General features: G+C 52.7%; 22 protein-coding genes and 3 pseudogenes. 12 read left to right on the top strand and 13 right to left on the bottom strand.

Annotation, left to right across the window (positions count from 1 at the left end; genetic code table 11):
- Nucleotides 1–7 precede the first annotated feature (7 nt).
- From ACI7MX_RS07595 to ACI7MX_RS07585, 3 genes are all read left to right on the top strand, one after another.
- The gene (locus ACI7MX_RS07595; RefSeq protein WP_405588187.1) at nucleotides 8–1,384 is read left to right on the top strand and encodes a nucleobase:cation symporter-2 family protein; all 1,377 of its coding nucleotides are present in this window, start codon (nucleotides 8–10) and stop codon (nucleotides 1,382–1,384) included.
- Nucleotides 1,385–1,538: 154 nt separating this feature from the next.
- A complete protein-coding gene (locus tag ACI7MX_RS07590) occupies nucleotides 1,539–1,799 on the top strand; it encodes a helix-turn-helix transcriptional regulator (RefSeq protein WP_314481936.1) in 261 nt (86 codons plus the stop codon).
- A gap of 29 nt (nucleotides 1,800–1,828) precedes the next feature.
- Nucleotides 1,829–2,173, top strand: coding sequence for a DUF6388 family protein (locus tag ACI7MX_RS07585; protein ID WP_405588184.1), 345 nt, complete (start codon nucleotides 1,829–1,831; stop codon nucleotides 2,171–2,173).
- Between the two features lie 9 nt (nucleotides 2,174–2,182).
- Here the strand turns inward: ACI7MX_RS07585 and ACI7MX_RS07580 are convergent, their stop codons facing one another.
- From ACI7MX_RS07580 to ACI7MX_RS07560, 5 genes are read right to left on the bottom strand one after another with little or no spacing between them, the layout of a single operon-like run.
- On the bottom strand, nucleotides 2,183–2,788 hold the full coding sequence (locus tag ACI7MX_RS07580) for an ATP-binding cassette domain-containing protein (protein WP_405588181.1): 606 nt from the start codon (nucleotides 2,786–2,788) through the stop codon (nucleotides 2,183–2,185).
- A complete protein-coding gene (locus tag ACI7MX_RS07575; RefSeq protein ID WP_314481928.1) occupies nucleotides 2,781–3,572 on the bottom strand; it encodes an ATP-binding cassette domain-containing protein in 792 nt (263 codons plus the stop codon). The genes ACI7MX_RS07580 and ACI7MX_RS07575 overlap by 8 nt, the downstream gene beginning before the upstream one ends.
- Entirely contained in the window at nucleotides 3,572–4,378 is an 807-nt protein-coding gene (locus ACI7MX_RS07570) for an ABC transporter permease (RefSeq protein ID WP_314481923.1), read from the bottom strand. Before ACI7MX_RS07570 ends, ACI7MX_RS07575 begins: the two co-directional genes overlap by 1 nt.
- Nucleotides 4,375–5,358 carry an ABC transporter permease gene (locus ACI7MX_RS07565; RefSeq protein ID WP_314481920.1) on the bottom strand — a complete coding sequence of 328 codons (984 nt, stop codon included), beginning with the start codon at nucleotides 5,356–5,358 and terminating at the stop codon, nucleotides 4,375–4,377. Before ACI7MX_RS07565 ends, ACI7MX_RS07570 begins: the two co-directional genes overlap by 4 nt.
- Nucleotides 5,343–6,923: an ABC transporter substrate-binding protein gene (locus ACI7MX_RS07560; RefSeq protein WP_405588176.1), complete on the bottom strand. Its 1,581-nt coding sequence runs from the start codon at nucleotides 6,921–6,923 to the stop codon at nucleotides 5,343–5,345. Before ACI7MX_RS07560 ends, ACI7MX_RS07565 begins: the two co-directional genes overlap by 16 nt.
- A gap of 288 nt (nucleotides 6,924–7,211) precedes the next feature.
- Here ACI7MX_RS07560 and ACI7MX_RS07555 point away from each other — a divergent pair, with 288 nt between their 5' ends.
- Entirely contained in the window at nucleotides 7,212–7,703 is a 492-nt protein-coding gene (locus ACI7MX_RS07555; RefSeq protein WP_314481914.1) for a hypothetical protein, read from the top strand.
- Here ACI7MX_RS07555 and ACI7MX_RS07550 read toward each other — a convergent pair.
- Entirely contained in the window at nucleotides 7,675–8,457 is a 783-nt protein-coding gene (locus tag ACI7MX_RS07550) for an HNH endonuclease (protein ID WP_314481911.1), read from the bottom strand. The two genes, ACI7MX_RS07555 and ACI7MX_RS07550, sit on opposite strands and share 29 nt — an antisense overlap.
- A 100-nt stretch (nucleotides 8,458–8,557) precedes the next feature.
- Nucleotides 8,558–9,889: pseudogene (locus ACI7MX_RS07545) on the bottom strand (PLP-dependent aminotransferase family protein).
- Nucleotides 9,890–9,986: 97 nt separating this feature from the next.
- Here ACI7MX_RS07545 and ACI7MX_RS07540 point away from each other — a divergent pair.
- A complete protein-coding gene (locus ACI7MX_RS07540; RefSeq protein WP_405588424.1) occupies nucleotides 9,987–10,883 on the top strand; it encodes a DMT family transporter in 897 nt (298 codons plus the stop codon).
- Nucleotides 10,884–10,985: 102 nt separating this feature from the next.
- Here ACI7MX_RS07540 and ACI7MX_RS07535 read toward each other — a convergent pair.
- Nucleotides 10,986–11,063: pseudogene (locus tag ACI7MX_RS07535) on the bottom strand (methyl-accepting chemotaxis protein); the annotation flags it as partial.
- 152 nt (nucleotides 11,064–11,215) lie between these two features.
- On the opposite strand from ACI7MX_RS07535, the gene ACI7MX_RS07530 reads away from it, so the two are divergent.
- The 7 genes and pseudogenes from ACI7MX_RS07530 (at nucleotide 11,216) to ACI7MX_RS07500 (ending at nucleotide 19,786) form a co-directional block, all read left to right on the top strand.
- The gene (locus ACI7MX_RS07530; protein WP_405588172.1) at nucleotides 11,216–12,754 is read left to right on the top strand and encodes a cryptochrome/photolyase family protein; all 1,539 of its coding nucleotides are present in this window, start codon (nucleotides 11,216–11,218) and stop codon (nucleotides 12,752–12,754) included.
- On the top strand, nucleotides 12,751–12,891 hold the full coding sequence (locus tag ACI7MX_RS07525) for a DUF2256 domain-containing protein (protein ID WP_314481903.1): 141 nt from the start codon (nucleotides 12,751–12,753) through the stop codon (nucleotides 12,889–12,891). Before ACI7MX_RS07530 ends, ACI7MX_RS07525 begins: the two co-directional genes overlap by 4 nt.
- 914 nt (nucleotides 12,892–13,805) lie before the next feature.
- Nucleotides 13,806–14,324, top strand: a complete 519-nt coding sequence (locus tag ACI7MX_RS07520; RefSeq protein WP_153328363.1) for a hypothetical protein — start codon at nucleotides 13,806–13,808, stop codon at nucleotides 14,322–14,324.
- Nucleotides 14,325–14,637: 313 nt separating this feature from the next.
- On the top strand, nucleotides 14,638–16,053 hold the full coding sequence (locus tag ACI7MX_RS07515; RefSeq protein WP_153328361.1) for an AAA family ATPase: 1,416 nt from the start codon (nucleotides 14,638–14,640) through the stop codon (nucleotides 16,051–16,053).
- Complete coding sequence (locus ACI7MX_RS07510; protein WP_153328359.1) at nucleotides 16,050–16,691, top strand: DarT ssDNA thymidine ADP-ribosyltransferase family protein; 642 nt, start codon at nucleotides 16,050–16,052, stop codon at nucleotides 16,689–16,691. The genes ACI7MX_RS07515 and ACI7MX_RS07510 overlap by 4 nt, the downstream gene beginning before the upstream one ends.
- An 8-nt stretch (nucleotides 16,692–16,699) precedes the next feature.
- On the top strand, nucleotides 16,700–18,502 hold the full coding sequence (locus ACI7MX_RS07505; RefSeq protein ID WP_153328357.1) for an ADP-ribosylglycohydrolase family protein: 1,803 nt from the start codon (nucleotides 16,700–16,702) through the stop codon (nucleotides 18,500–18,502).
- A 133-nt stretch (nucleotides 18,503–18,635) separates the two neighbouring features.
- Nucleotides 18,636–19,786: pseudogene (locus ACI7MX_RS07500) on the top strand (IS3 family transposase).
- Between the two features lie 43 nt (nucleotides 19,787–19,829).
- On the opposite strand, the gene ACI7MX_RS07495 reads toward ACI7MX_RS07500, so the two are convergent.
- The 5 genes from ACI7MX_RS07495 to ACI7MX_RS07475 form a co-directional block, all read right to left on the bottom strand.
- A complete protein-coding gene (locus tag ACI7MX_RS07495) occupies nucleotides 19,830–20,018 on the bottom strand; it encodes a hypothetical protein (RefSeq protein ID WP_405588166.1) in 189 nt (62 codons plus the stop codon).
- Nucleotides 20,019–20,408: 390 nt separating this feature from the next.
- Nucleotides 20,409–21,974 carry a PAS domain-containing methyl-accepting chemotaxis protein gene (locus ACI7MX_RS07490; protein WP_301462156.1) on the bottom strand — a complete coding sequence of 522 codons (1,566 nt, stop codon included), beginning with the start codon at nucleotides 21,972–21,974 and terminating at the stop codon, nucleotides 20,409–20,411.
- Between the two features lie 288 nt (nucleotides 21,975–22,262).
- On the bottom strand, nucleotides 22,263–23,795 hold the full coding sequence (locus ACI7MX_RS07485) for a sensor domain-containing diguanylate cyclase (protein ID WP_301462155.1): 1,533 nt from the start codon (nucleotides 23,793–23,795) through the stop codon (nucleotides 22,263–22,265).
- An 802-nt stretch (nucleotides 23,796–24,597) separates the two neighbouring features.
- Nucleotides 24,598–25,020: a DUF6691 family protein gene (locus tag ACI7MX_RS07480; RefSeq protein ID WP_037031739.1), complete on the bottom strand. Its 423-nt coding sequence runs from the start codon at nucleotides 25,018–25,020 to the stop codon at nucleotides 24,598–24,600.
- Nucleotides 25,021–25,022: 2 nt separating this feature from the next.
- Entirely contained in the window at nucleotides 25,023–25,457 is a 435-nt protein-coding gene (locus ACI7MX_RS07475; protein ID WP_169917087.1) for a YeeE/YedE family protein, read from the bottom strand.
- Between the last annotated feature and the right edge of the window lie 428 nt (nucleotides 25,458–25,885).

Below are 25,885 nucleotides of genomic sequence, written 5' to 3'. Positions count from 1 at the left end.
GCTCGTCATGACCTCTCCCAACACTCCAAAAGAAGCCGAGTCCCAGACCAATGAATTGGTCTTTGGCCTTGATGACCGCCCTAAGCCGTGGATCGCGTTTCTGGCCGCGTTGCAGCATCTGCTGGCGATCATTGTGCCTATCGTCACACCCGGCCTGCTGATTTGTCAGGCGCTGGGTGTCTCGTCGCGCGACACCAACATGATTGTGTCGATGTCACTGGTGATCTCCGGCATCGCCACCTTTGTGCAATGCAAGCGCTTTGGCCCCTTTGGGGCAGGCTTGTTGATCGTGCAAGGTACGAGCTTTAACTTTGTCGGCCCCCTGATTGCAGGCGGCGCATTAATGGTGAAACAGGGCACGCCCGTTGAAGCCGTGATGGCGGCTATATTCGGCGTAGTGATTGCCGGTTCGTTTATCGAAATGGGCATTTCGCGTGTCTTACCCTTTGTAAAACGTATGATCACCCCCCTCGTTACCGGAATCGTGGTGCTGATGATCGGCCTGACGTTGATTAAAGTCGGCTTGATCAGCATGGGCGGCGGCTTCACCGCGATGGGTAACGGCACCTTTGCCAATGGCGAAAACCTGATGCTGTCAGGCGTGGTGTTGGCCATTATCGTCATTCTCAACCGAATCCCACTGGTGTGGATGCGCAGTTGCGCCATCGTTATCGCGCTGGCTGTGGGTTACGCACTGGCGGGCTATCTAGGCCGTCTGGACTTCACCGGCATGCACCAGGCCGAATGGTTTCAAGTGCCCGTGCCACTGCATTTTGGCCTCGGTTTCTCTTGGGCCTTGTTTATTCCGATGCTGGTGATTTACCTGGTGACGTCACTGGAAGCCATTGGGGATGTAACAGCGACCAGCAAAGTTTCGCGCCAGCCTGTGGAAGGCCCGCTTTGGATGCAGCGCATCAAGGGCGGCGTACTGGTTAACGGTGCCAACTCGCTGCTGGCAGGCCTTTTCAATACTTTCCCAAGCTCGGTCTTTGCTCAGAACAACGGCGTGATCCAACTCACCGGCATTGCCAGTCGTTACGTAGGCATCTGGATCGCTGCCATGCTGGTGTTGCTGGGGTTGTTCCCAAGCGTAGCGGGTGCGATCCAAGCGGTACCTGAACCCGTACTAGGCGGTGCAGCGATGGTGATGTTCGGCGCAGTTGCCGCTTCGGGGATCAATATTCTGGCCAGCACCACGCTTGATCGTCGTGCACTGCTGATTATTGCCGTGTCATTGGCGTTGGGTCTGGGTGTGTCTCAAGTGCCCGAATTCCTTGCCCACATGCCGGCAGCGTTGCGCAACGTATTAGAGTCTGGCGTCGCAACAGGGGGTATATGTGCCTTGCTACTGAATTGGTTCTTGCCGGAAGTCAAAAAAAACTGATCTCGCCCAAGTAGGGCTGTGGGCCATTTGGCTAGCAGCCTGGACTTGACGTACTTTCTGACAGACGCTATAGCCAAATTCAACACGAGCCTTTCCCTATTTCACTCTATGGATTACGCTTTTTGTAACCCTGATGCCAACTTTGGCTACGAATATGAGCACTTACGGTGAAAGGCTGAAGCACGAACGTTTGCGTCTCAAGCTGACGCAAGCGCAGATGGCCCATGCAGGTGGCGTTAAACGTCAGGCACAAGGCTTTTACGAGCGCGATGTGACCTTGCCTCGCGCCCCTTATCTGGCAGCCATTACAATGCTGGGCGTTGATGTGCTGTTCATCATTACCGGGCGCAATAGCTTGCAAATAGGTGCTCCTGTGCAAAAGCCCCATAATCACAGCCTGCCTTCGCGCAGATAATGCCTTACCCATTGTCTATGGAGATCAGCGTGACCGAACCCGGAACCCATCATCAAAAAGCCCTCGACCGCTTTCTCGATGAACATTCGCAGGTGGCTCAATCACTGGAAACATTGAACCCGTTAGCCGCACGTGCCATGGGCCAGTCGATGAAAGAGTATCGGCAGGAGCGCTTGAACGAAGCCTTTGAAGCCGAAGCTGAACGCTTGGGATTGTTTGCTTGGGAACTGACGCTGCAATTGACCAGTGCCACCCGGCAAGAATTTGAGGCACAGCGCTTGGAGGTTCACCGCGAAGTGGCACAAATGGCGGGCATGGCGTGGGATGAATATTGCGAGATGCATGGTCTCGTGAGTCAAAAGTCCACCCTGTAAACAGACGCTCTACGAAGAGGGCTGGCGACTTGGCCGCCAGATGCTGGTGCAAACCTTCTCCAGCAATGCTTTGTTATGGCTGAACACAATCATCCCCAGTTCCCTTCGCTTGGCCTCTTCCAGCAACACTTGCCAGACCTGCGCCTGAATATGGGCATCCAGTTGGGCCGTCACCTCATCGGCAATCAAGTAACGCGTGCGGGGGTCTAACGCTCTGAGCAAGGCAATACGGGCCAACTCCCCACCCGACAATTCGTCGGGTCGACGCGCCAGCCAGGCCGGGTTCACTGCCAGACGCACTAACCAACTTGCATCTGGTGACCAAGCATCGCGAAGGCTTTCACCCGTGGTGCGATAAGGATTGAAGGTTTGCTCGGGATGTTGCGGCACCAGCTGAATAGGGCAATAGCCGGTCTTAGACAAGGGCTGTCCAGCGACTGTCACGCTGCCCGAAGCTGCGGTTTGCCATTGCGCCAGCACTCTGCCCAAGGTTGTTTTGCCATAGCCGCTGGGCGCTGATATTCCATGAAGATCACCCGGATTGACTGCAAACGACACTGAATCCCACAGTCGCCGGCCTCCTTGCACAATAGTCAGATGGCGAACTTCAAGCATAGGTAAAGCTCCCATTAGCAAGGAATTGCTGCTCAGGCAAAGCGGCCCACAGTGATTGCACCCATGGGCTTCCAGCATTTTCACGGAGCGCTTGGGGAGTTAGCGTTTCGTGCAGTTCGCCACCGTGCAGCACCGCGATTTTGTCGGCAAACCGCGCCGCCAGCGCCAAGTCATGAGTCACCCATAAGATCCCACGTCCCTGCTGACAAAAACCCTTGAGGTGCGTCAGCAATTGGCAAGCATGCTCGTCATCCAGCCACGAGGTGATTTCATCAGCCAGAATATATTGAGCATGGGTCAGGGCTGCACAACTGGCCAGTACGCGTTTGGCCATACCGCCCGACAGCTTGCGCGGGAACTCTTCCACTAATTCGGGCTGAAGGTTGTAATGCTGGAGTTGCTCGGCCACCTCGCCCAAACCCAGTTTGACTCCGCTTAATTGTGCCGCCCGCAGCAACTGCGGCCCCACCCTGATCAGCGGGTTCAAGGCACTGACACCCTGCGGCACATAGCACAGTGTTTTCCCGCGCTGGTCGACCTTAAGCGACTCTCCAAGCACCTGGCCATCCAGCAGAATCTCGCCACGACAGCGCATATTGTCAGGCAACAAGCCCAACGTGCTTTGCAGCAACAGACTTTTACCTTCGCCACTGGAACCCACCAGCGCAACCAGTTCGCCAGGCCGTACTTCAAATGAAATACGGCTCAACAAAGGGTGCCAGGTTTTATGGCCGAGCCAATGATAGTGAGCAATATCAATTGCGAAATCGGCGAATTTCAGCATCAGGTAATCCTTATCCAGAGTTGCTGCAATGCGCGTGCAAACTGGTCAAACACCAGAACCAGACTGACCAGAATCAAACCCGGAAAAAACGCCAGCCACCACGCACCGCTACTCAAATGCCTCAAGGCATCTGCCAGCAATAGCCCTAACGACGGATCATGCGGCGCCAGACCGAACCCCAGGAAACTCAGCGCTGCAGAATGCAGAACCGCGTGCGGAAACATCAGCAAAGTACCGATGATCCACTGTGGCATGAGTAACGGCAGTAAATGATGGCGCCAGCGATAAAAGCTGCTGTTTCCCAATCGATGCGAGAGCATCACATAGTCAGTCTCACGAATGCGCAGGATCTCGGCGCGCAAGATCAACGCCAAACGCGGCCAATGGGTCAACGCCACGGCCAATATTACCCCCTGTTTCCCGCCCCCCAACGTGAAGCAAATCAATACCAGCAATAAGAGATGAGGCAATGCCAGCATGCTGTCGATTACCCCGCGTACCAAGTAATCCAGGGTTTTATTGAGTGAGCATAAGCTGGCCGCGAACAGCGCCAAAAAACCGCTGCTAAAAGCCGCTGTCAGGCCTATTTGCAAGCTGGTGGTCATGCCCTGAAAAGAACGAAGCCACAGATCGCGTCCCAGGCTGTCAGTCCCGAACCAGTCGTGAGCCGAAGGCGGTTGACGGCGCGCCAGCAAATCCATCGGTACGTCCATGCCGGAGATCGACACGCCATAAGCAATCAACAGCAATAACATCAACAACGAAGCACACAGCCTGAATAACGCGTGATTTGGGTTGTAGGTCATGACTGACGCGCCGCCCCCCGATTGAGGTGCAGTAACAGCGCATTGGCGATGCTATTGCTGGTAAAGACCAGTACGGCACAGAACATCACAATCCCCATTAACAACGGAATATCACCGCGCAAACCCGCATCAATGGTTGCTTGCCCTAGGCCAGGATAGGCGAATACTTTCTCGGCCAGCAGCGAGCCGCCAATCAACTCCCCTACGGATGCAAATTGCAAACACACAGCAGGCGTGACGGCATGCCGAACAATATGAAAGTTGACCATTGGCCAACCCTTGTCACCTTGCGCATAGGCGTAACGAATAAATTCACTGTTCATGACCTCGGCCACCCGTGAACGGGTATGGAGCGCGATGTTCCCTACCCCCAGAATGCCGAGGGCCAGCATGGGGAGAATCAAGTGCCTGAGCTTGTCACCCCACGTCGCTGTTTCAGCGGTGCTGCCGGGAGTCCAGGCACAACAGATGGGCGCCCAGTTAAGCGTCACTGCAAACAGCGATAGCAACAAAAGTCCAATCCAGAACGTCGGCAAGGACGCCATCACATACGACAGGGTTGATATCACCCGATCCGGCCAGCGATTCAAATAGCGCCCAGCCGTCAGCCCCAGAGCCAGCCCGACAATCCCGGAAAAGATCCACGCACTGGCCAGCAATGCAAAAGAAGTGGCAAATCGCTCGCCAATCACCTGAGATACGGGGGCGTTGTAGAGCATCGAATACCCAAAATCGCCCTGTAACACTTGGCTAAACCAGTGCAAGAACCGCTCCCACAACGGCAGATCCAACCCCCAGCGGGCGGCAATCATTGGGTATTGTTCAGGCGGGACGTGCAACAAATCGTTGCCTATATAGGCTCGTATGGGGTCGACAGGTGAAAAGCTGAGCAACGTAAATGTGCCTGCCGCCGTGACCAGCAACAGGCCCATCAAACGCACGACAAAGAGCGCTATACCGCGAATCACTGACAGGTCCATTTCCAGCCATCTAGGCTATTGAGCAGCGACCATGAGCCGTGGATTTCCGGGGCGCCTTTACCCAGATCTATGCACTCATCGGTCAGGTATGTGTGCTGGACGTTGAGTAGCCAAGCCCAGGCAGCGTCACCTTTGACCCCGGCACCCGTTTTACCGTCCCATTCCACTTGCTGCCAAAATGGCACCGCTTGTTGCCAGGTCGGCGCATCCAATGCTTGCTGAAGATGCTGGTCGACCACCGGGTTCTGGTAATAGCCGGGGTTGTAATATTCAACGCCCGCCGCTTTGCTGCTGTAGTGGTGATAAAGCTCCATCGGGTCGAGGCTGCCCCAACCAAATAAGGTTGGATTGGCGTGCATATTTCGCTCTACGGTTTCCCAGCTACCCGACTTCAAGTCGACATCAATGCCAATGGGCTTGAGCATCGAACGCACTGCCTGAGCTAAATCACGGCGCGTCGCATCGCCACTGGCATACCACAGGGTAATTTTTGCCGGCAGGCCGTTTTTCTCACGTATACCGCTGGCCGTTTCAACCCAACCCGCTTGATCGAGAATCTGTTTGGCCTTGGCGATATCACCATCCTTGAAAGCTGCCTGCGGGTTATCCCACGGCAACCCCTGCACCCCGGTATAAGCCGGGATAGCGTGACCTTCGAGAATTTGATCTGCCAGCAATTGCCGGTCAATGGCGTAGTTGATGGCCTTACGGATCGCCACATCGGCTGTCACATCATTACCAATGGGATAGCCATGCTCATCTTTTTTGCCCGAGTGAGTGGTCGGCAACACAATGCCCCGATTTTCTACGCTGGGCCGTACCCACAGCTTCATACCCGGCGCAGGCGTTACCGCCAACGAAGGGGCGATACGCACGATGCCTAATTGCTTGCTTTGCGCGGCAGCAGACGAGCTGTCCTCATCGAGAAACACAAAGACCAGCTTATCGAAATCATTTTTCTGGCCCGCATAATGCGGGTTGGCCTCAACAATCAGTTGTTGGCCCGGTTGATAGCTGACCAGACGGTAAGGCCCGGCACCAATAGGGTGTTGCGCATAAGTTTTGGCGTCGTACTTGTCCGCAGACACGATTCCCAGCGATCCAAGGACATTGACGAAGGTGCTTTGCGGCGCTTTGAGCTGAATGCGCACAGTCAAAGGGTCAACCGCCTCAGCCTTGAGGAAGTTCCCCATGTCCACTTTGCCGCCACTGGCCGCCGCGTTGTTGTAGGTGTAAGCCACATCTTTGGCTGTGAGTGGCGAGCCATCTGAGAATTTAAGGTCGGGCTTGAGCTTCAGTGTCCAAGTTTTTCCATCCTCACTGGTCTGGTACTCGCTAAGCAGGAAGCTGTTCCAGGACAAGTCCTCGTTTTGCTTGAGCAAAGGACTGTGCAAGAGCAAGTAACTGCCGTGACTCCAACCCAGCATCGGATCAAATCCTTCTGTTGGCTCATCACCGATGGCCAGTTTCAGGGTTCGTTCCTGAGCTGAATAAGCAGGTGCCACCAGCACGCTTAGCAAAGCAGTGGCCATTAAGGTGTTACGCATCCATGCAGGCTTGAACATCTATCCTCCTGAAATTAAATATTTTTACCGACATGGTCTCGACCGACCGCGGCCACTTGCTACCGTGCCCATCAGTAATAGCACTCTGGTTTCAAATATCCAGCGAGGATGTGATCTTTCATGGCGATCCTCATACGCCACGCATCATTCAGTAACATTTGAGGTAGGAGACGTAGCGAAAAGAGGCCTTTCATCGCCGCTCTTTCAGAGCACGTAAACAGGCTGTGCTATACCGATAGGAATGATTTGTTCCGTCACAGTCAATAGGTTTACCTGACAGAGGTTCGCATGTTCAAAGGTCTAACGAGTCACCTCAATGAGAAGAACGTCCACTCGCTCAACGTCGTGCCGTCCAACAATATCGAACTGTTTGACTGCTACACCGGGCTGATTCTGGGCAACCTGTACCGCAACTTTCCGCTGCCTGTGACCCTTACGGCAGAAAATTTTATCGATTACAAAGTCGCGGGTGCCGATAACCGTGCAGCCTTGGAAAAAGAAGAAGACCTTTTTATGGGCACCTTGAAATGGCTGGCTGACGTTGGCTACATCCATTTCGACGGGATGTCAGGCGTTTCGTTTTTCGAGGTTGTACTCACCAATCCTGGGCTGCTGATATTGCGAGCCTTCCCCGAAGGTACAGACACCGCCCCCACCATCGGCGAGAAACTGTCGCACTGCATCAATAACGAAAGTAATGCCGAGTTGCGGGGGCTGGTGTCTGAGGCGTTGAATTTAGGCAGCCGAATGATCAGACCGATGACTCGATCGGGGATTTGAACCAGGTGCACTGATCTGCATGCCACTGCAAAGCTTCAACGCTGGCCTTAAACGAAGGCGATAACGGCAGGTTTAGTGGCATGCCTTCATATTGATCATAGAGTGACGGTCGCAACTGTGGCGCCAAGCGAATACGCAATGTCTGCGGTTCTATAGCAATCAAATACAAATCAAACAATGTATGCAGATCAGCCCTTAACAATAAGCCGTTAGATAGTGCATGGGTATATTCGCCCATATAGGGGTGAATATGCGCAGCCTCTAGTACCTCAGGCTGATCGCACCCGGTAATAGCACACCTCGTGCCGTATACGGCCAACAGCCCTTTACGAAAAGCTGATTGCCCTCTGCGCCGAACAATACTGGCTACTACACGCTTCCTCGCATCTTGAACATTTACGGGATCGAATGCGTGTGACTGCTCAGCTTCCTTTGCAGCAACCTCAACCTCTAACTGAACTGAATCTTGTTCGCTAAGGTGCGGCATCATTGCTAACAATCTTGTCTTGATGGCTGAACCAATATTCTTTTGTGGTTTTAAGCCGACTACCCAACCAAGCCCAGACTGCTCATAAAGTGCCGAAATATTCTGCATCCTACGCTCAAACGCGCCTTCATCGCGTCCAAAACGATTAGCTAAATCGCGATATACATGAGCCTTAACAAACTTCATTTCCTCCGTTTGCATTCTCAACATTTCGCGATAAGCATCAACCGAGGCGGCCAGCTCTGCATCACTCCATCCTTCAGTCATTAATCTCTCCACCTATGGCGCATAAGCGCACCGACAAGTAGGAGAATTTACCCGACAAAGTAGGACATAACTAATCCCAAGCTAAACAACCTGCCTTAACCTATAAATGTGCCTCAACCACCCACCTCACCTTCGCCAAAGCCATACGCAACGTCCCCATATCTACAGAGCCCAGGGCGAGTCGTATGGCGTGTGGTACATGGGCGGAGGTTGTAAACGGCTGCGCGGTCGAGACGGATACCTGCTCGCGCATCAAGGCAATGACGACTTGATCGGCTCGGCCATCCTCCGGCAAAGGTAACCAGACAAAGTAGGAAAACGGGTGGCGCACAACGGGAAGCCCTTCCAGAGCCTCCCCTGCAATGATTTGCCTGGCCTACGCATCTTGACGCTTCTGTCGCTCCAAATGGCTGACGGTGCCATCGTCTAACCAGCCAGCAGCAATAGCGGTCATGACCCCCGGCGTATTCCAGGCCGTGACCCGAATTATTCGCTCCAACGCAGCAATCATGCAGGCCGGTGCGGCGATAAATCCAATGCGTAAGCCGGCGGCAACACTTTTGGAGAGGCCCGACACATACACTGTCCTTTCCGGAGCCAGTTCGGCCAACGGTGGTGGCGGGTTCTCAACTAGAAAGGCGTACGCCGCGTCTTCAATGATCTGCACATCATGAGTGCGCGCGATGGCTACCATGCTCTCTCGCTGCTCCAGGCTCATGACCCATCCCAGCGGATTGTGCAGCGTGGGCATGCAGTAAACGGCACGAACTAACCGGCTACGGCAAAGCTTGTCGAACGCATCGAGATCAGGCCCTTTATGAGTGACAGGGATGGCCAGCACCTCTAGGTGCAGCGCGAGCGCTAACGCCTTGAAACCGGGGTAGGTCAACGCATCAACCGCAATCACATCACCGGGATTGAGCAGGGTCATGAGCGCTACTGTTAACCCATGTTGTGCGCCATTGACTATCAAGACTTGCTCGGCCTGCACATGCAAGCCGCGTGACTCCAAATGGCGTGCCACTGACGCGCGCTCATGCAAACGTCCGCCGTGAGGCTGATAACGCAACAGCGACTCAAGATCCCCCGAGAGCGCGAGCTGACGTAATGCAGTGCGCAGCAGCTCGGCCTGACCTGGTACTGAGGGGTAGTTGTAGTTTAAGTCATGCATGCCTGCCGTCACTGCGGGCTGATCAATGCCGTGACCGGGCGGCAATGATGTCTCCCTGACGAACGTGCCGCGCCCGGCCTCACCACTGACGAGCCCCATAGCCTCAAGTTCTGCATAAACACGACTGGCCGTCACCAGCGCCAAACCCTCTGCGGCGGCCAACTGCCGATGCGTGGGCAAGCGAGTGCCTGGGAGCAAGCGCGCGGCGCGTATATCTGCAGCAAATGTATCAACCAGCGACTTATAACGTGAACGCGGCATCAGGGCTGTATCCATGACAATTTTTTGATTGTCATCGATCATCCACCCTAGGATGCGTTGCATGCAATCTCGCAAATGGCCTTGGGTGTGCAACTCGATGGAACGTACCTGTGAACAGCAAAGCCGAGCACCTTCAAATACTCTGAGCGGATGGATAAACGGTTTTATTGGCGTCGTGATTTTTAGCGGATCATTGCCCGCCACACGGGTTGCAGTGTTGGAATTTGATCCCGTTTTCCTGACCGTCGCTCGGGCAACCCTCGCTGGCATATTGGCGCTCTGCGTGTTGGTTTTGCTGAAAAGCAAACGCCCTGAACCCCGCCAGCTTTATCCGTTACTGATAGTGGCCATTGGCGTTGTGGTGGGCTTTCCATTACTCACTGCGCTGGCTTTACAGCATGTTACATCCGCACACTCAATTGTCTTCCTCGGCATGCTGCCACTTGCCACTGCGGGATTTGGTGTATTGCGCGGCGGCGAGCGCCCGCAGCCGGCATTCTGGTTCTTCTCGGTACTGGGCTGCGGGCTGGTGGTCGCGTTCGCTCTGAATCAGGGACTGACAGCGTCCCCCACAGGCGACGTTCTGATGCTACTGGCAGTCATTGTCTGCGGCCTGGGATATGCCGAAGGGGCAAAACTGGCGAGAGTCTTAGGCGGCTGGCAAGTAATCTCTTGGGCCTTGGCACTATCGCTGCCCGTGATGGCACCGCTGACCTGGGTATTAGCGCCCTCCTCCTTTGCTTCCATTGGCACGCCCGCATGGCTCGGTCTTGGGTATGTTTCATTTTTCAGCATGTTTATCGGATTTATCTTTTGGTATCGAGGGCTCGCCCAAGGAGGCATCGCCGCAGTCGGACAACTCCAACTGCTGCAACCCTTCTTCGGGCTCGCATTGGCGGCGACCCTCCTGCATGAAACCGTGAGCATCGGCATGTTCAGCGTGACGGGAGGCGTCATCTTGTGCGTGATCGCGGCCAAGCGGTTTGCGACATAAGCGTTCAGTGGGGGGGTTCCTTTTGCGTCCAATTATGATTAACGCGTAAAGACTCACGGCAACATCGCGACACCCGTCTTCATCGCTTCATCGCAGGTGCCCCGCCAATTTCCGCACTTCGTCAGCAACGACAGCCAAGCCTTGAACCTACTCACCCGCGCGGGCAGCTTCAATCGCAGCCAAAAACCGACTGTTTCGGCTGATCTGGAATGGGTATAGCGAGCAGTCCTAGGGATGGGGGGCATCCGTGAAGTGGGCTAATAATTTCCTATACAATAAATTTTAGTTGTATAAGTTTTATGGCTCGCTTTCGAAATCACTGGATTCTGTAGATGAACATGACTCGCCGGCTACTCCCCGTCTTGGGTGACCAGCTATCTTTCAATCTCGCCTCATTGCAGGGGCTTAATACTCAAAGCGATACAGTGCTCTTGGCCGAGGTGATGGAGGAAGCCAGCCATGTCCCTCACCATCCACAAAAAATCACTCTGATCTTTAGCGCAATGCGCCATTTCGCAGAGGCTCTACAAGCGCGTGGAATTCGGGTGCAGTACGTTACGCTCGATGATCCAGAAAATACTGGATCGTTGCCGAGCGAGTTACGCCGTTGGCAGGCCCTCATGCAACCAGATGAAATACACATCACGGAGTGCGGAGACTGGCGTCTGGAGCAGTCACTTAAGGACTGTGGCCTAGCGATCCAGTGGCATTCCGATAGTCGTTTTCTCTGCACGCGCACAGAGTTCTCCAGTTGGGCGAAAGGCAAGAAGCAACTGCGCATGGAGTTCTTTTACCGTGAAATGCGTCGCAAGAGCGGATTACTACTGAATGGTGACGGCAGCCCCGTAGGAGGCGCTTGGAACTTTGATACGGAAAATCGTAAAGCCCTGCCCAAGAACATAAGGCCCCCAGCACCCGCCCGATTTCCGCCAGACGCGATAACCCAAGCTGTTCTTGCCTTGGTTGCAAAACACTTCACCAGCCACTATGGGGCCCTTGATACTTTCGACTACCCGGTGACTCATGCCGACGCCCAAGCCCTGTGGGACTACTTCCTCGACTGGGGCCTTGCGGCGTTCGGTGACTATCAAGACGCTATGGCCAACGAAGAGCCTTTTCTGTTTCATGCAAGGATCAGCGCTGCGCTCAATATTGGCCTATTGGATCTTCGTCAGCTTTGCAGCGATGTGGAGTCAGCCTACTGGTCTGGCAACGTTGCACTGAACGCTGCTGAAGGCTTCATTCGTCAACTGATCGGCTGGCGGGAATATGTCCGAGGCGTCTACTGGCTGAAGATGCCTGAATATGCCGACGGAAATGAATTCAGCAACACAAGGTCGCTTCCAGAGTTTTATTGGACAGGCCAAACAAAGATGAACTGCATGCGCCAAGCCATCAACCAAAGCCTTCAGCATGCCTACGCGCATCACATCCAACGGCTAATGGTTACCGGCAATTTCGCTTTGCTCGCAGGTATCGCGCCGAATCAACTATGTGAGTGGTACCTGGCAATCTACATGGACGCGTTTGACTGGGTGGAGTTGCCCAACACGCTTGGCATGGTCATGCATGCAGACGGCGGCTATATGGGGTCTAAGCCTTACTGTGCGAGCGGCCAGTACATCAAGCGCATGTCTGATTATTGTCGTGGCTGCGCGTACAAAGTGAGCGAAAGCACCACAGATGACGCGTGCCCTTTCAATGCTCTTTATTGGCACTTCCTGATGCGTCACAGCGACCGCCTGCGCAGCAATCACCGTATGGGCATGCTGTATAAAAACCTCGACCGGATGCCTGAATCCAAGCAGCAAGCGCTTTGGCAACGTGGTCAATTGTTGCTCGCAAAACTAGATCACGGTGAGTCATTTTGAAAAAGAGTGAACTCCCGGTCAAAACCTGCATGACCTGCGGCCTACCGTTCACATGGCGGAAGAAGTGGGCACGCTGCTGGGAAGACGTACGTTATTGCTCGGAGCGTTGCCGACGCAGCAAACTTGCTAAATGCTGAGCCAAAAAAAGGGCCTAGATTTTCATCTAAGCCCTTTTTTACTTAATGTGGCGGGAAACCAGGGATTCGAACCCTTATCTAAGGTTCAACCCTATCCTCCCTCAACGAGTAAAATGATGACCCAACCCGACTCAGGTGTCAACGCCAATAGGTTCGGGCGCTCATGCAGATCCAAAGTGAAATCACATTAAGGATTTTCAGCATCCATTAAGACGCAACTCGTTGCACCTTATTAATTGCACCTTATATCTAGGGAAATGCTGGCTAAGCGTGAGCCACGTCGTGCTTGTTCTGAGGTGCCGGGGTGGAACTCCGAGAATGATCAGCATATAGAGGATAGCTTGTGCGGCATGAGCTACTCCGTTTGTTCCTCAGCATGCAATTGTGCTTGACCTTCACCAACGCCAACCATCTGAAGACCACAACTCGCCGCACTAAACGCCAATCCGGAGCGTTGAGATGCGAGTAGCTCGCTCTCCGGGGATCGCAAAGCTGCAAATCTTGAGAAGCTAAAAGCTAGGTATGCTGCGACACAACTCGGAGATGCGTAACCCCCATTGTCGAGCTTTTGAAAGGCTTTCGAGGACGACGATCGCGCCCTCTAGGGCTTATTTGAGGCCATTATTACACGTAGTTTTGCGCTGTCTGGTCGTGGCCAACGGATCGAGTTGAATGCGCTCGGGACAACACAGAAAAATCAGGAATGAGTGCGGCGACTCAAGGCATACGTCAGCAACAGCTCGCTCCCTTATTGACCCGCAAGCCAGGCAACAGTAGCATCCGGCTAAGCGATTACCTGAATCGCGCGGTCGGCACGCAAAGACTTCGTCACAGGCGATACACCCTCCTTATACTCACGCAATCAACAGTCGTCATTCGCGGGCAGCCGACACCGCTATCGACCGGAGCTTGCGATGATTCTTCCAATTTTCCCCGCTGATCTCGAACGCAAAACAGGCATGAAGAGTGCCGCTCGCTTCCTTTTTAAAACGTGGCCTGGCGTAAAGCCGATCATGCATACGCAGGCACTGAATCTTCTTGCCAAGGGTCTTGGATATGACAGCTACCACCACGCCAAGAAGCTTGCATCGTCATGGACTGATGCTCGGCCGGACATCGATATCCACTCGATTGAGTGGAATCTTTCGCGCGTACTCAGCGAGGAATTTCAGGCATCCGACAATCCTAGGGTGTTCATCGATCTAGGTAATCTCCATGCCTACATTCAAACCATCCCCTTGCATCACCTGACCGTCTTCAAACGCTTTCCAGAGCTGCTCGAGAGGGAGCATTGGTTTCGGCTCCCTCCTCACGACGAACAATCGCCCTTCGGGAGGTATCAACATAGTCCGGTCATCCCACTTGAGACCAACTGGCGAATTTCCGAGAACAACGGCAGTGACGAGCCGGGCTATGCATCACCGAGGAATTGACGCGGCTACAATGTCGCGCTCCTCGTGAAATAGATGCTCACCTGACTGCCTGCTTGAGCCTGGCCCAGGTGGCACGTTTGGCGATGGTGTGCGAGCCTTCTAAGGCCTACTCAGCACTGCCGTCGCCTCAGCCTCAATCGCCATCTACATCCATGGCTACATTTCGTAGCACAAATCCACATTTGACATCTGGCGGCGATTCGGACGCTACAAACTGATCGAATCCTTCGATTTTACAAAATATTGATATGCGCCATTGTAACGCCACTATTACCTGATAGGATTCGAGCTTCCCCACGGATGGAATAGACAGATGAAGGCGCTGATCGACGTTATACCCACGGCTGAGCAGCTTGCGCTGTTTTCCCGAGTCACATCTGGCGTTGATGTGATTCGAGGAGCCGCAGGAAGTGGGAAGACGACTACAGCCCTCCTCAAGCTGCGCACCAGCGTGGCGTTCTATTTAAATCGCGCGCGGCGGCAGGCTGAACCCCGACCTGTGAAAGTCTTGGTACTGACGTTCAACAGAACGCTTCGTGGCTACATAAACGAACTCACCGAGCGGCAACTGGGTCAAGAGCCTCTCATTTCGCTGGAAATAGCCACCTTCAACAAATGGGCCCAGCGTTTGACCGGCGCCCGGAACATTCTCGATCTGGAAGTTGCATCAGCCCATCTCCGCCGACTCGCCGCTGCCGCAGGGCTTGAGTCTGAATTCGTTGTTGAGGAAGCTCAGTACGTTCTTGGTCGTTTCCACATTGATGAATTGGACGACTACTTGTCTGCACGCCGAGATGGACGAGGCGTGACGCCTCGGATGGAACGTCCGGCCAGGCAGCAGCTCCTTGAGCTCGTCATCCGACCCTATCTTGGATTCAAAGCAGAGCATGAACGGGTAGATTGGGGGGATCTGGCGTGCGACCTAAGCAACACTCAGCTTGAGCAATACGACGTAATCGTGGTGGACGAGACCCAGGATTTCTCGGCAAATGAGGTACGAGCGGTGCTCAATCAGCGCTCGGCGGACGCCTCAGTGACCTTCGTACTCGATAGTGCTCAACGCATCTATTCACGCAACTTCACGTGGGTTGAGGTCGGGGTAAGTCTGCGCCCGGAAAAGAGCCATACCCTGCAGACCAACTACCGGAACACCCGTCAGATTGCTCGGTTCGCGAGTGCCATGCTCACAGGGCTCCTGATCGACGATAACGGGACGATGCCAAATTACGCTACCGCAAGGGCTGATGGGCCGAAACCGATCGTCTTGAGAGGCTCGTACCCGAATCAGGTACGCGGAGCGATAGAGTTCCTTCGCGACATTGATCTCACCCAACAATCTGTAGCGTTTTTGCACTACAAAGGCTGGTTTCGGGATCTGATACCCGCTCTGAATCGTGCGGGTCTGCCCTTCGTCAATCTGACCGGCTCTCCTGTATGGCCAGAGGGGCCTGAGAACATCGCATTGTGTACGCTGCACTCCAGTAAGGGCTTGGAGTTCGATCACGTCATCATGATAGGCCTGGACGGTTCTGTTCTTCAGGTAGACATGCCTGATGATGAGGATCAAATCGATGTGGCAGAACACGAACCATCAGCGCGGCTGCGCCGCCTGGTCGCAATGGGCGTGGGAAGGGCCAGGGAAAGCGTCCTGATTGGATTCAAGCCATCCGATGCGCCGGACATTATGCATTTCGTAGATGATGATCTGTATGAAGGCCGGGACGTATGACTATTCAGCAGCTGATTGCGGAGCGAGGCATCGAGTCCATCCTCCACTTCACCACCAATCGCGGCTCCCTTGGGCTCTTTGCATCAAGGGCGCTCAAATCTCGCCAGCGCCTTAACGCAGATCAACAGCTCAAGCACATCTTCCAACCTAATGCGCGCTACCGAGACAAGGATCGGGCCTGGCTGGATTATGCCAACCTTTCCGTCAGCCAAATCAATACCGCGTTCTTCAGAACGTGCTCCGGTAGCTGGCATAAGGAGAAGGATTTTTTCTGGTGCATTCTGGATTTCACGCCTGAAATACTGCTTCACGATGATGTCTGGTTCACGACGACGAACAACATCTATACCAACGTCGAGCGTGCAAAGGGCCCTGAAGGGTTGGAAGCCATATTCCAGACCCCAATTCATCAGTACCTAGCAAATTACTCACATCGTTCCGCCAATCATCCGAGTAATCTCCCGACCTGCAACCAAGCCGAGATCCTGTATCCCCAAGAACTGTCGACAGACCATTTGCAACGTATCTACGTGCGTTGCGACAATGACAGTGACGAGCTAGCGGGTCAGATGGCTGCAACGGGGCATTCCCCTGTCAACGTAGTGGTTAGGCCAGAGCTGTTTGAAAGGATCAGGTGAGTAGAGCAATGTCAGAAAATAGGCTGCAACGCACAATTTCATCGGCGCTATGGGCAGCCTACGGCGACGCCATGGGATTCCCGACGGAGCTCGCTTCCGAAAACCTTGTCAGCGAACGACTCGGTCAGCCACGCTCAACCAGAACGGAGCAATGGCAGAGGATTATCGGCGGAAGATTCGGCGCTCAGGTCGTCCTTCCTGCAGGAAGCTATTCAGACGATACTCAACTGCGTCTTTCGACCAGTCGCGCGATCTCAGGTCAAGGATATTTTGATGTAGAGGCATTTGCCAAAATAGAACTGCCTATTTGGCAGGTCTATGCGCTGGGAGCCGGACGAGGAAGCAAGTCAGCAGCGAGCTCACTCTGCAATCGGAGCACGAACTGGTTCAGCAACTTCTTCAACGGGTATGTGAATGGCGGCGGCAACGGTGCAGCGATGCGCGTCCAACCTCACGTATGGGCCGCTGCAGACGTTACAAACAAGCCTTCGTATCTGGTTGATGTCATCCGTAACGCCATTTGTACTCATGGACACATGCGGGGTATCGCGGGGGCTGTTGTGCATGCAGTTTCTCTAGCCCACGTATTCCAACACGGGCGTGTGCCCAATGAAACAGAGTGGTTCCAATTTACATCCGATATCCGGAGTATCCCTTCTCTGATCAGAAGCGACTCGGAGCTCGCAACGTTCTGGGCGCCTACGTGGGAAAAGGCTAGTAACACGTCGCTTCAAATTGCTGTGGATCAGGTTGCGGCTGAATGGGAAGCTTCTGTTGGTAACGCGGTTAATTGCCTGGCCAACAAATCGGCATCACCTGCTGAGCTCTATGTTGAGATAGTCACCAGCGACAAGGGACTGAGCGCCGAAGAAAGAGGCTCAGGACTCAAATGTGCCCTGTTCGCAAACGTCGCAGCACTTCTGGGCCAGCGAGTAGGCTCCCAGGAGATCATTGAGCAGGTAGTCAATTTGCTTAACAGCGATACTGATACGATCGCGACCATGGCGGGTGCATTGATAGGCGCTGCACACCCAGATGTCAGATGCTTGGGTGAAATCCAAGATGAAACTTACCTGCGCCAAGAAGCAAAGCGCCTGTACGCTATCAGTCAAGGTGGACGTGCTGAGAGCTTTACCTACCCAGACATGCTCTATTGGCAAGCCCCTAGGGCTGTGATTGATTCGTTGGAAGCCACTCCAGCAGGCCTCGAACTCTTGGGCTTGGGTAAGGTTAAACCGTCTGGCCGAATCTTCTCCGGCAAACAAAAGTCGGCAGTGTGGCAATGGTTTACGGGTGATTGGGGTCAGACATTGCTCATTCGCTGTCGCCCTGCACTATTAGGTAACGAAGATGCCGTAATCGAAACTCGGAAGGCATCGCCCCCGGTGAGTAATACGGTCGATATGTTTGATGAGCCCACTACGGTCAGTGAGAAACAACCAGCCGTTGAAGCGCCTATTCAACGCCATAATGTATTGCCCGAGGTGAGTGCCCCTCCTTTAGAGTCGGTACAGCCTGTACAACCGATACTACCCACGGCGCATGCTGACTACGTCGCTCCGCGCGAGACGGGATCTCTTGAGCCTGGCAGTCACCACTACGGTGGCCAGACACAAGACAGCATCGCCCCGCCCGACCTGGATGCACTGACCAATGAGGCGATCAAGACATTTGATCCAACGGTCATAGGCCAGCACTTGTTAGACCTTTCTGAATTCCCCAATGGGATTTATCTATGTGTGGCCTACTCATCGATCATCGCTAAGGCACGTGTGGCGCGTCTGCGCAGCAAACGTAAAGAGCAGGCCTGACTGACTCAGGAAGAATTCGTTGGGGATCCTCGTCATTGGGGATCCAGGTCATCCAGGATGCAAATGCTGGATGAATAGCCCCTAGTTTCGTAGACACCTTCATGCCTTAAAATGAGGCCAATCAGGAGGTGCTATGAGCAACCCACGTTATCCCGAAGAATTCAAAATCCAAACAGTCAATCAAGTGACCGAAAAGAAGCTGCCTGTCGCTGATGTAGCGGCGCGTCTCGGCGTGTCGACGCATAGCCTCTATGCCTGGATAAAGCGCTACAGCAAACCTCAAGAAGAACGGCAGCAGGATGATGATCAGCACGCTGAACTGCGTCGTCTGCGAACGGAACTCAAGCGCGTCACTGAAGAGCGAGACATATTAAAAAAGGCCGCCGCGTACTTTGCCAAGGAGTGCGGTTGAAGTAGGCCTTTATCAAGCAGCGAGCCGGCGACTATTCCATTCGACGGCTTTGCCTGACGCTGAAAGTCCATCCCTGCGGTTATTACATCTGGTTGTCTGAGCCACAATCTGCATGCGCTAAAGACGACCAGCGACTGCTAGGTTTGATCAAGCACTCATGGTTGGAGAGCGGAGGCGTTTATGGTTATCGTAAAATCCATGACGATCTGAGCGAGGTCGGTGAGGATTGTGGTCGTCATCGTGTGGCGAGGCTGATGCGTCTTGAAGGTCTCCGTTCTCAGACAGGTTATAGACGCCGCCCTGGAAAGTACGGCGGTAAGCCGGCGGTCGCCTCACCCAATTTGCTGAGGCGCCAGTTCGATGTCGTGGAACCCAACAAGGTTTGGGTAACCGACATCACCTACATTCGTACGTATGAAGGCTGGTTGTATTTGGCGGTGGTGCTGGATCTGTTTTCTCGTCAGGTCATTGGCTGGTCAATGAAGGCGCAGATGACCAGTGATTTGGCTATTGATGCGTTGTTGATGGCGGTTTGGAGGCGTAAACCGAAGCAAGGGGTGATGGTTCATTCCGACCAGGGCAGCCAGTACAGCAGCTCCGATTGGCGCAGCTTTTTGAGCGCAAACAATTTGGTTGCCAGTATGAGTCGCCGAGGCAACTGCCATGATAACGCCGTGGCCGAGAGCTTTTTCCAACTTCTGAAACGGGAGCGGGTCAAACGAAAAATATATACCGTGCGGGAAGATGCTCGTAGTGATGTGTTCGATTACATCGAGATGTTCTACAACGTAAAACGCCGCCATGATTTCAACAATCAGCTGTCACCGGTAGAGTTTGAAAAGCGTTACGCAATGAGCTTGCAAGGTGTCTAGAGAATCCGGGGCGATTCAATGCATTTCTCAAGTGTAATCCTTTCTAGTGAAGCGTTATGAAGTCAGCACCAGCCGCTAAAAGCTGATAATCGGTTACTGTCTGGACTAGCGAATCAGCCAATATTTTCAGTTGATCAATTTCCTCTTGTGGGCGGCCTAAAGTTTTAGCCTCACGATAAAGACGCAGAGCTTCTAAGGCCTCTAAGATCAACGGCTCGCCAGCCTCAGTCATTCCCAGAATTGTCCTCTTCATCAATACCCGCCCTCTCAGTAGTCAAATCAGTATAGCGGTTGCCCACTGACAGTCAGCCTCGACCCAGAGCTGTCGCTGGCCAAAGACAGTTATCGGTCACTTGCATGCTTCCTTGCGCAGTAACCTGCCAGTCAGCTCGCGGTATTTACCACGCGTAAGCACGAGTCACGTCGGTAACTGGGCGAATGCTTCTGACAGAAACCGGGACACTTTGCGCTCAGCATGGGAGAGGGTTAGCTGATTGGCACCGCTATCAACAAGCCCCTCTAAACCTTGGATTTGCTCTCGCAAAACCTTGAGATCAGAGCCAGGCTAAGAGCGCAATTGAGAGCCCGCACAGAGCGGGCTTTTGTAGAGAAGGTTCGTTTGTTACCGGTTGAATCGTTCGACCAATGAGTACTGGGTCGTCGCTGTTTGAGTTAATTCTTTGCTGAGCTCTGCCGAGCTTCTTGCTTGTTCAGATGTTTGATCTGCAAGATTTGCGATGGTCGTAATGTTGCGACTAATCTCCTCTGCAACGGCAGTTTGCTCTTCAGTCGCTGCGGCGATCTGGGTGGTCATATCAGTAATGTGAGCTACCGCATCACTAATACCGACCAATGCCTTGTCAGCTTCTAGTACCCAGGCGACTCCTTCTTCAGCTTGGCGATGTCCATTCTCCATGGTTTTAACAGCACTATTTGACGAGGTTTGCAGCTTGGAGATCAGGCTATGAATTTGAATAGTTGACTGAGTGGTGCGTTGTGCCAACTGACGCACCTCGTCTGCAACCACAGCAAAACCTCGGCCCATATCTCCAGCACGTGCAGCTTCGATCGCGGCATTCAAAGCAAGCAAGTTGGTTTGATCGGCAATACCTTTAATGACATCGACAACCGTTCCGATTTCATTGCTGTCTTTAGCTAACTGTGCAACCGCTTGGCCAGTCTCTCCGACAACGATCGAGAGGCGTTGGATGGCCTCACGTGTATCTCGAGCTACATCACGGCCCCGTCCTGTTAGCTCATTGGCTTCTTGAGTAGCGCTAGCGGTTCTCTGAACGTGGGTTGCGACCTCCTGCGTGGTCGCAGCCATCTGACTAACTGCAGCTGACACTTGCTCAGTCTCGACTCGCTGACGTTCAAGTCCGCGCGAGCTATCTGAGGCAAGGTTATCCGACCTTTCAGCCAGACCAGTGAGCTGCTCTGCGGTGTCTTGCAAACGAGTAAGGCAAGTCTTGAGCCTCGATGCCTGGCTCACAAATGCGGTTTCAAGCCGCGCCTGTGGGCCGCGCTCATCGCTATACATCTGTGCAATTAACTGATCCGAGGTTGTGGGGTCAGCCATTTTCAACAGATGCAGCGCCCCTTGATTTTTCTGACGCGAAACAATCAGCCCGAAGAGAACAGATATTAATACCGCCAAGGTTAATGCCAGAGAAGTACTGAAAAATACTCCCCCTAAGGAGCCCACTAGCCCCATAGCCAAAAGTGGTAGCCAGTCCATGAGGATAGGTTTCCATTTGTCACTGCTGGGGATAGCCGACTTGCCTAGGTTTAGGCGATTGTAAAGGTTCTCTGCGCGTCGAACTTGATCGGTCGTAGGCTTAACCCTGACCGATTCATAACCAATTACCTGGCTACCCTCGAAAATTGGAGTGACATAAGCATTCACCCAGTAATGGTCGCCACTGCTAGTTCGGTTCTTTACGATACCCATCCAAGGCTGGCCTTGTTTGAGAGCGCCCCACATATGAGCAAATATGGCAGAGGGGACATCGGGATGTCGGACGATATTTTGGGGCGCGCCTATTAGATCTGACTTATTGAAACCGCTGATCTCGACAAAAGCATCATTGCAATACGTAATGACACCTCGTGCATCAGTTGTAGAAATAAGTTTTTGTTGCGCTCCCAAGGCAATCTCGCGCTGCGTGACCGGTTGATTGTTTCTCATTTAGATAGATCCCTTGCCCTGTGTCAAGGGTATCGGCAGCTAATATGAAAAGCTTAATAAGTATTTCCATAGGGTATTTTGCACCTGGTAATCCGTCTGCGCTCGGAATGCGGCCCATTGGCAACAACGAACAAGCTGCCACCAAACTCTATGAGTCCTCCATCGCGTCAACACGACCAAGGTGTAAAACAGATCCAATAAATAGCCGCTTCGCGCAGGCTGTAACTTTCCTTGAAAAATAAAAGCCACGCTTACTTTATTCAATCCGCTTAACCTTGCCGCCAAACACTAAGAGTCATTTGTCGACAGTGTCGTAACTTGCGAAGCGTCATCATTACCACGAGCAGAACAGACCCTGTTACGACCAGCTTGTTTTGCACAGTAAAGCGCATCATCCGCTCTAACAACTAACTTACTTGGGGTATCTCCCGAGGGCAGCGCGAATGCTACACCCATGCTAACAGTCACCCGAACTAGACTTTTACTTGTTGAAATCTTTGAACTTTCAATCGCCAGCCGTAACTTCTCTGCAACACCGACGGCGCTTGCCCCATCCGTACATGGGAGGATCACACCAAACTCCTCCCCCCCTAGCCGCCCAAAACTATCATGTGCTCGAAGTTCGGTGCAACACACAGCAACCACCTGTTTCAGAACAATATCTCCAATCGGATGCCCATACGTATCATTTACTTGCTTGAAATAATCAATATCAATCAATATCAAGCTTAACTTCGTACCGCAGGATTCTGAATCCCTGAACTCCTTCTCAAGGACTTCTAAAAAATGGCTCCTGCTCAGTGCGCCAGTTAAAATATCAACATTTACAAGTTCCCGAAGAGTTTTGTGAGCCTGCTTGAGGGCTTTTGCATCCTTCAAATGCTGCCACACGGTGGAATATATCAACAAAGCAAAAGACAGTAGCAATATCGTGACAGCACTTGCACAGAAAATTAGCACTCTATGACGCTTACCAGATGACATCAAATAATCTTCAGGTGAAAGCTGAACAAGAACAACCAAGCCGGCGTCTTCTAAACGACGGTATGCGGTCAAGCTCTCAGACCCATCGAATGCACTAATTCCTCTATACAGCCCTTCAGGCAACGCTTCCTTAACAAAATATGGCGCACTTTTCAAAAGCAATAGCTCGCCAAAATCAATAGCGCCACTATCCTTTGATGCCACTGCACGAGGAACACGATCCATACCTACAAGAGCAATCAAACCATTAGTCCCAACATTAATTTTTTTATAAAAATCCGAAAAGAAAGACATAGGGATTGACACTACCACGACCCCTGAGAACTTATCACCCTCAATTATTGGTCGAGTGAACTGTATAGACCAAATACCAGAAACCCTGCCAAACACGGGCTTACTAATAAATAACTTATCTTTTGAAGGGTTATCACGATGGGCGCGAAAATGATCGCGACCACTCAAATCTACCGCGCCAAAGGCTGGGGCTAGCGACGAATAAACTAGCATCCCCTCCGGAGAAATCAGCGCAACTTGAGCAACCATGTTCCCATAAAGTACAAGTTCCTCTTTAACTATGCGCCCAAAATCATTACGATCTTTAACAGCATGCTCACGCAAATCTTGAGTTAAAGTATCTACAAAACGAACCACGCTTTGAACGTGCACATCGAATGCAACGGCAAGATTCATAGCATCACTACCCGCAGCTTTTTCTACCAAAACGTTCTCTTGATCAAGCCAAGCATGGAGCGTGCCCCACATAGGCACGAGCGTGATCAATAGAAACGCGATGGCTGCTAAGCCCGCTTTCGTTTTGGTAGCACGATGCTGGTACAATCTGAACCTCCATTACTGACCAATAGCCATTAAGATAACTATTCAGATTAGTGACATCATTCAACATACCTAGACACCTGAGCATCAGCTAATCAAAGTATCTGACTAGACCTTAAAAACAGAGCAGCACAATAGACTTGCTGCAACCTCCAACCCTTTCGCCTAGAGTAATTATAGTACAAAAACCCGAACTACAGACTGAGGCTAAAGGGGCAAGCTCCTTATAGCGCTTTGTTTGGTTCGATCAACTAACTGGTTCAGAATCTAAAGACAGCACCTCCAAAACATGTTGATTCCATCACTCCTTTTTTTACTTGCCGATACTTCCTGGGTAGGTTTTCAGGGCGATCAGCCCATGGTCGCCGACGATTCGTCTAGCATGAGCTCGGTCAAGTTGGGCTCTATGGGCGCAATAAACCACGCCGCAGTTGTGGTCAGTCACAACCGGTTGTGGCGGTGACATCGAGTGGCACTGACAGCCGCAGATCAGCAGCAAAGCGGTCACGAAGGCGTGCTTGTTTGGTTTTTCAATCGGTCAGCTTTGGCTGTCAGATTCTGCGCGAGGGTCGAGTTGGGTATTGGAATTTGCAGCATAGTCCGGATCGTTCAATCAAAAGCTAAACGCCATCAGCGAAAGTTTTATTCGGTTCCAGGCCAGCAAGAATCGCTCAGCGAAAATGAAGACTTGTGAATCGTTCAGCCCGGACATCAAATATTCATTGGCCGGAAATACGTGTTATCGATCTGGTCAGCAGGTTTGAGAGTCTGACTGTGCTCCCAGTATCGTGTCCACGGTTTCAGCCTAATCGGGTCGTGCGCTACGTTCTAATAGGTTAAACAAGTACATTCCGGCCAACATGGCCAATACGAATATGATGATTTGGCCGTGCCCTGTAAGCAGAATTGTTAACGCTGGCCCAGGGCAGATCCCCGCAAGACCCCAACCTATACCGAACAACAGGCTGCCGCCAATCAAGCGGGAATCCAACTCCCTTTTCATTGGAAACTGCATCGGGGCACCCAACAAGGATTGTTTGTTTTTGCGCGCCCAATTCAAGGGAATAATCGCCACCGCGATGGCCCCACCCATCACCAGTGCGAGTGATGGATCCCAGGCCCCGGCCAAATCAAGAAAAGCTAATACTTTGGCGGGATTCGCCATGCCTGCCAGGAGAAGACCAAGGCCGAAGATCAGTCCTGCAAAAAAGGCGGTCAACTTGATCATTTTCATGCTCCCACCACATGACGGATGACGTACACCGTTGCAAAGCCAGCAAACATAAAGCACATCGTTGCCGTGATGGATCGTGCTGAGAGTCGAGAGATCCCGCAAACGCCATGGCCGCTTGTACAACCAGATCCGTAACGAGTACCCACTCCGACAAGCAAGCCCGCAATGATCAGCGTCGGCCACCCTGCCTTAATCTCGATCTCTGGCATTACGGTAAACGCTCCCCACAACAACGGAGAAATCAGTAGACCAAGAAGAAATAACGCCTTCTCACTCCAACCCTCACTATCGAATCGCAGCACGCTTCCAAGCAGTCCACTGATGCCGGCGATGCGTCCATTCGCGAGAATAAACAAGCTAGCAGCCAGCCCTATCAAGGCGCCTCCAGCTAATGAAGTCCAAGGCGTGAAGTTGATCCAATCAATGCTCATTTTGCATCTCCTGCATATAAGTGCTGGTAAAAGACATGGATTTCAAAGGTGTCACCTGAGATTCTGAGCTCCCCCTAAAGGCGATCAAAGACCCTGTCGAGACCCGTGTAGGATTTCAGCCCCTGAATCCGCCCGGGCTCTCCTAGAGATATCGAAGCCTCAAAAGGACACAAGATGAGGCAAGGCTCGATCAGTCCGCTTTTGGCTGGTTGCCGCATTTCAGGAGGGGCATCTCTAGGCGAATAGTGATTGCTGAATACCTCAGAAACCCGGGGCGATTAATATTGATCCTCTGGGTATCGCAAAAATTACCGTACGCAGTTACTCAAAGTGGTTACAACGCATAACGTAAGTCAGCCACGAAGCTTGATCCTAGTCACCGGATGTGATGTGGTGGCCGATACAGAAAGACTATTCCCATTCGCCAA

Origin of the sequence: Pseudomonas sp. 2024-210 (genome assembly GCF_045062345.1) — a bacterium.
Taxonomy (GTDB): Bacteria; Pseudomonadota; Gammaproteobacteria; order Pseudomonadales; family Pseudomonadaceae; genus Aquipseudomonas.
This window is presented reverse-complemented; position numbering and strand designations above follow the sequence as displayed.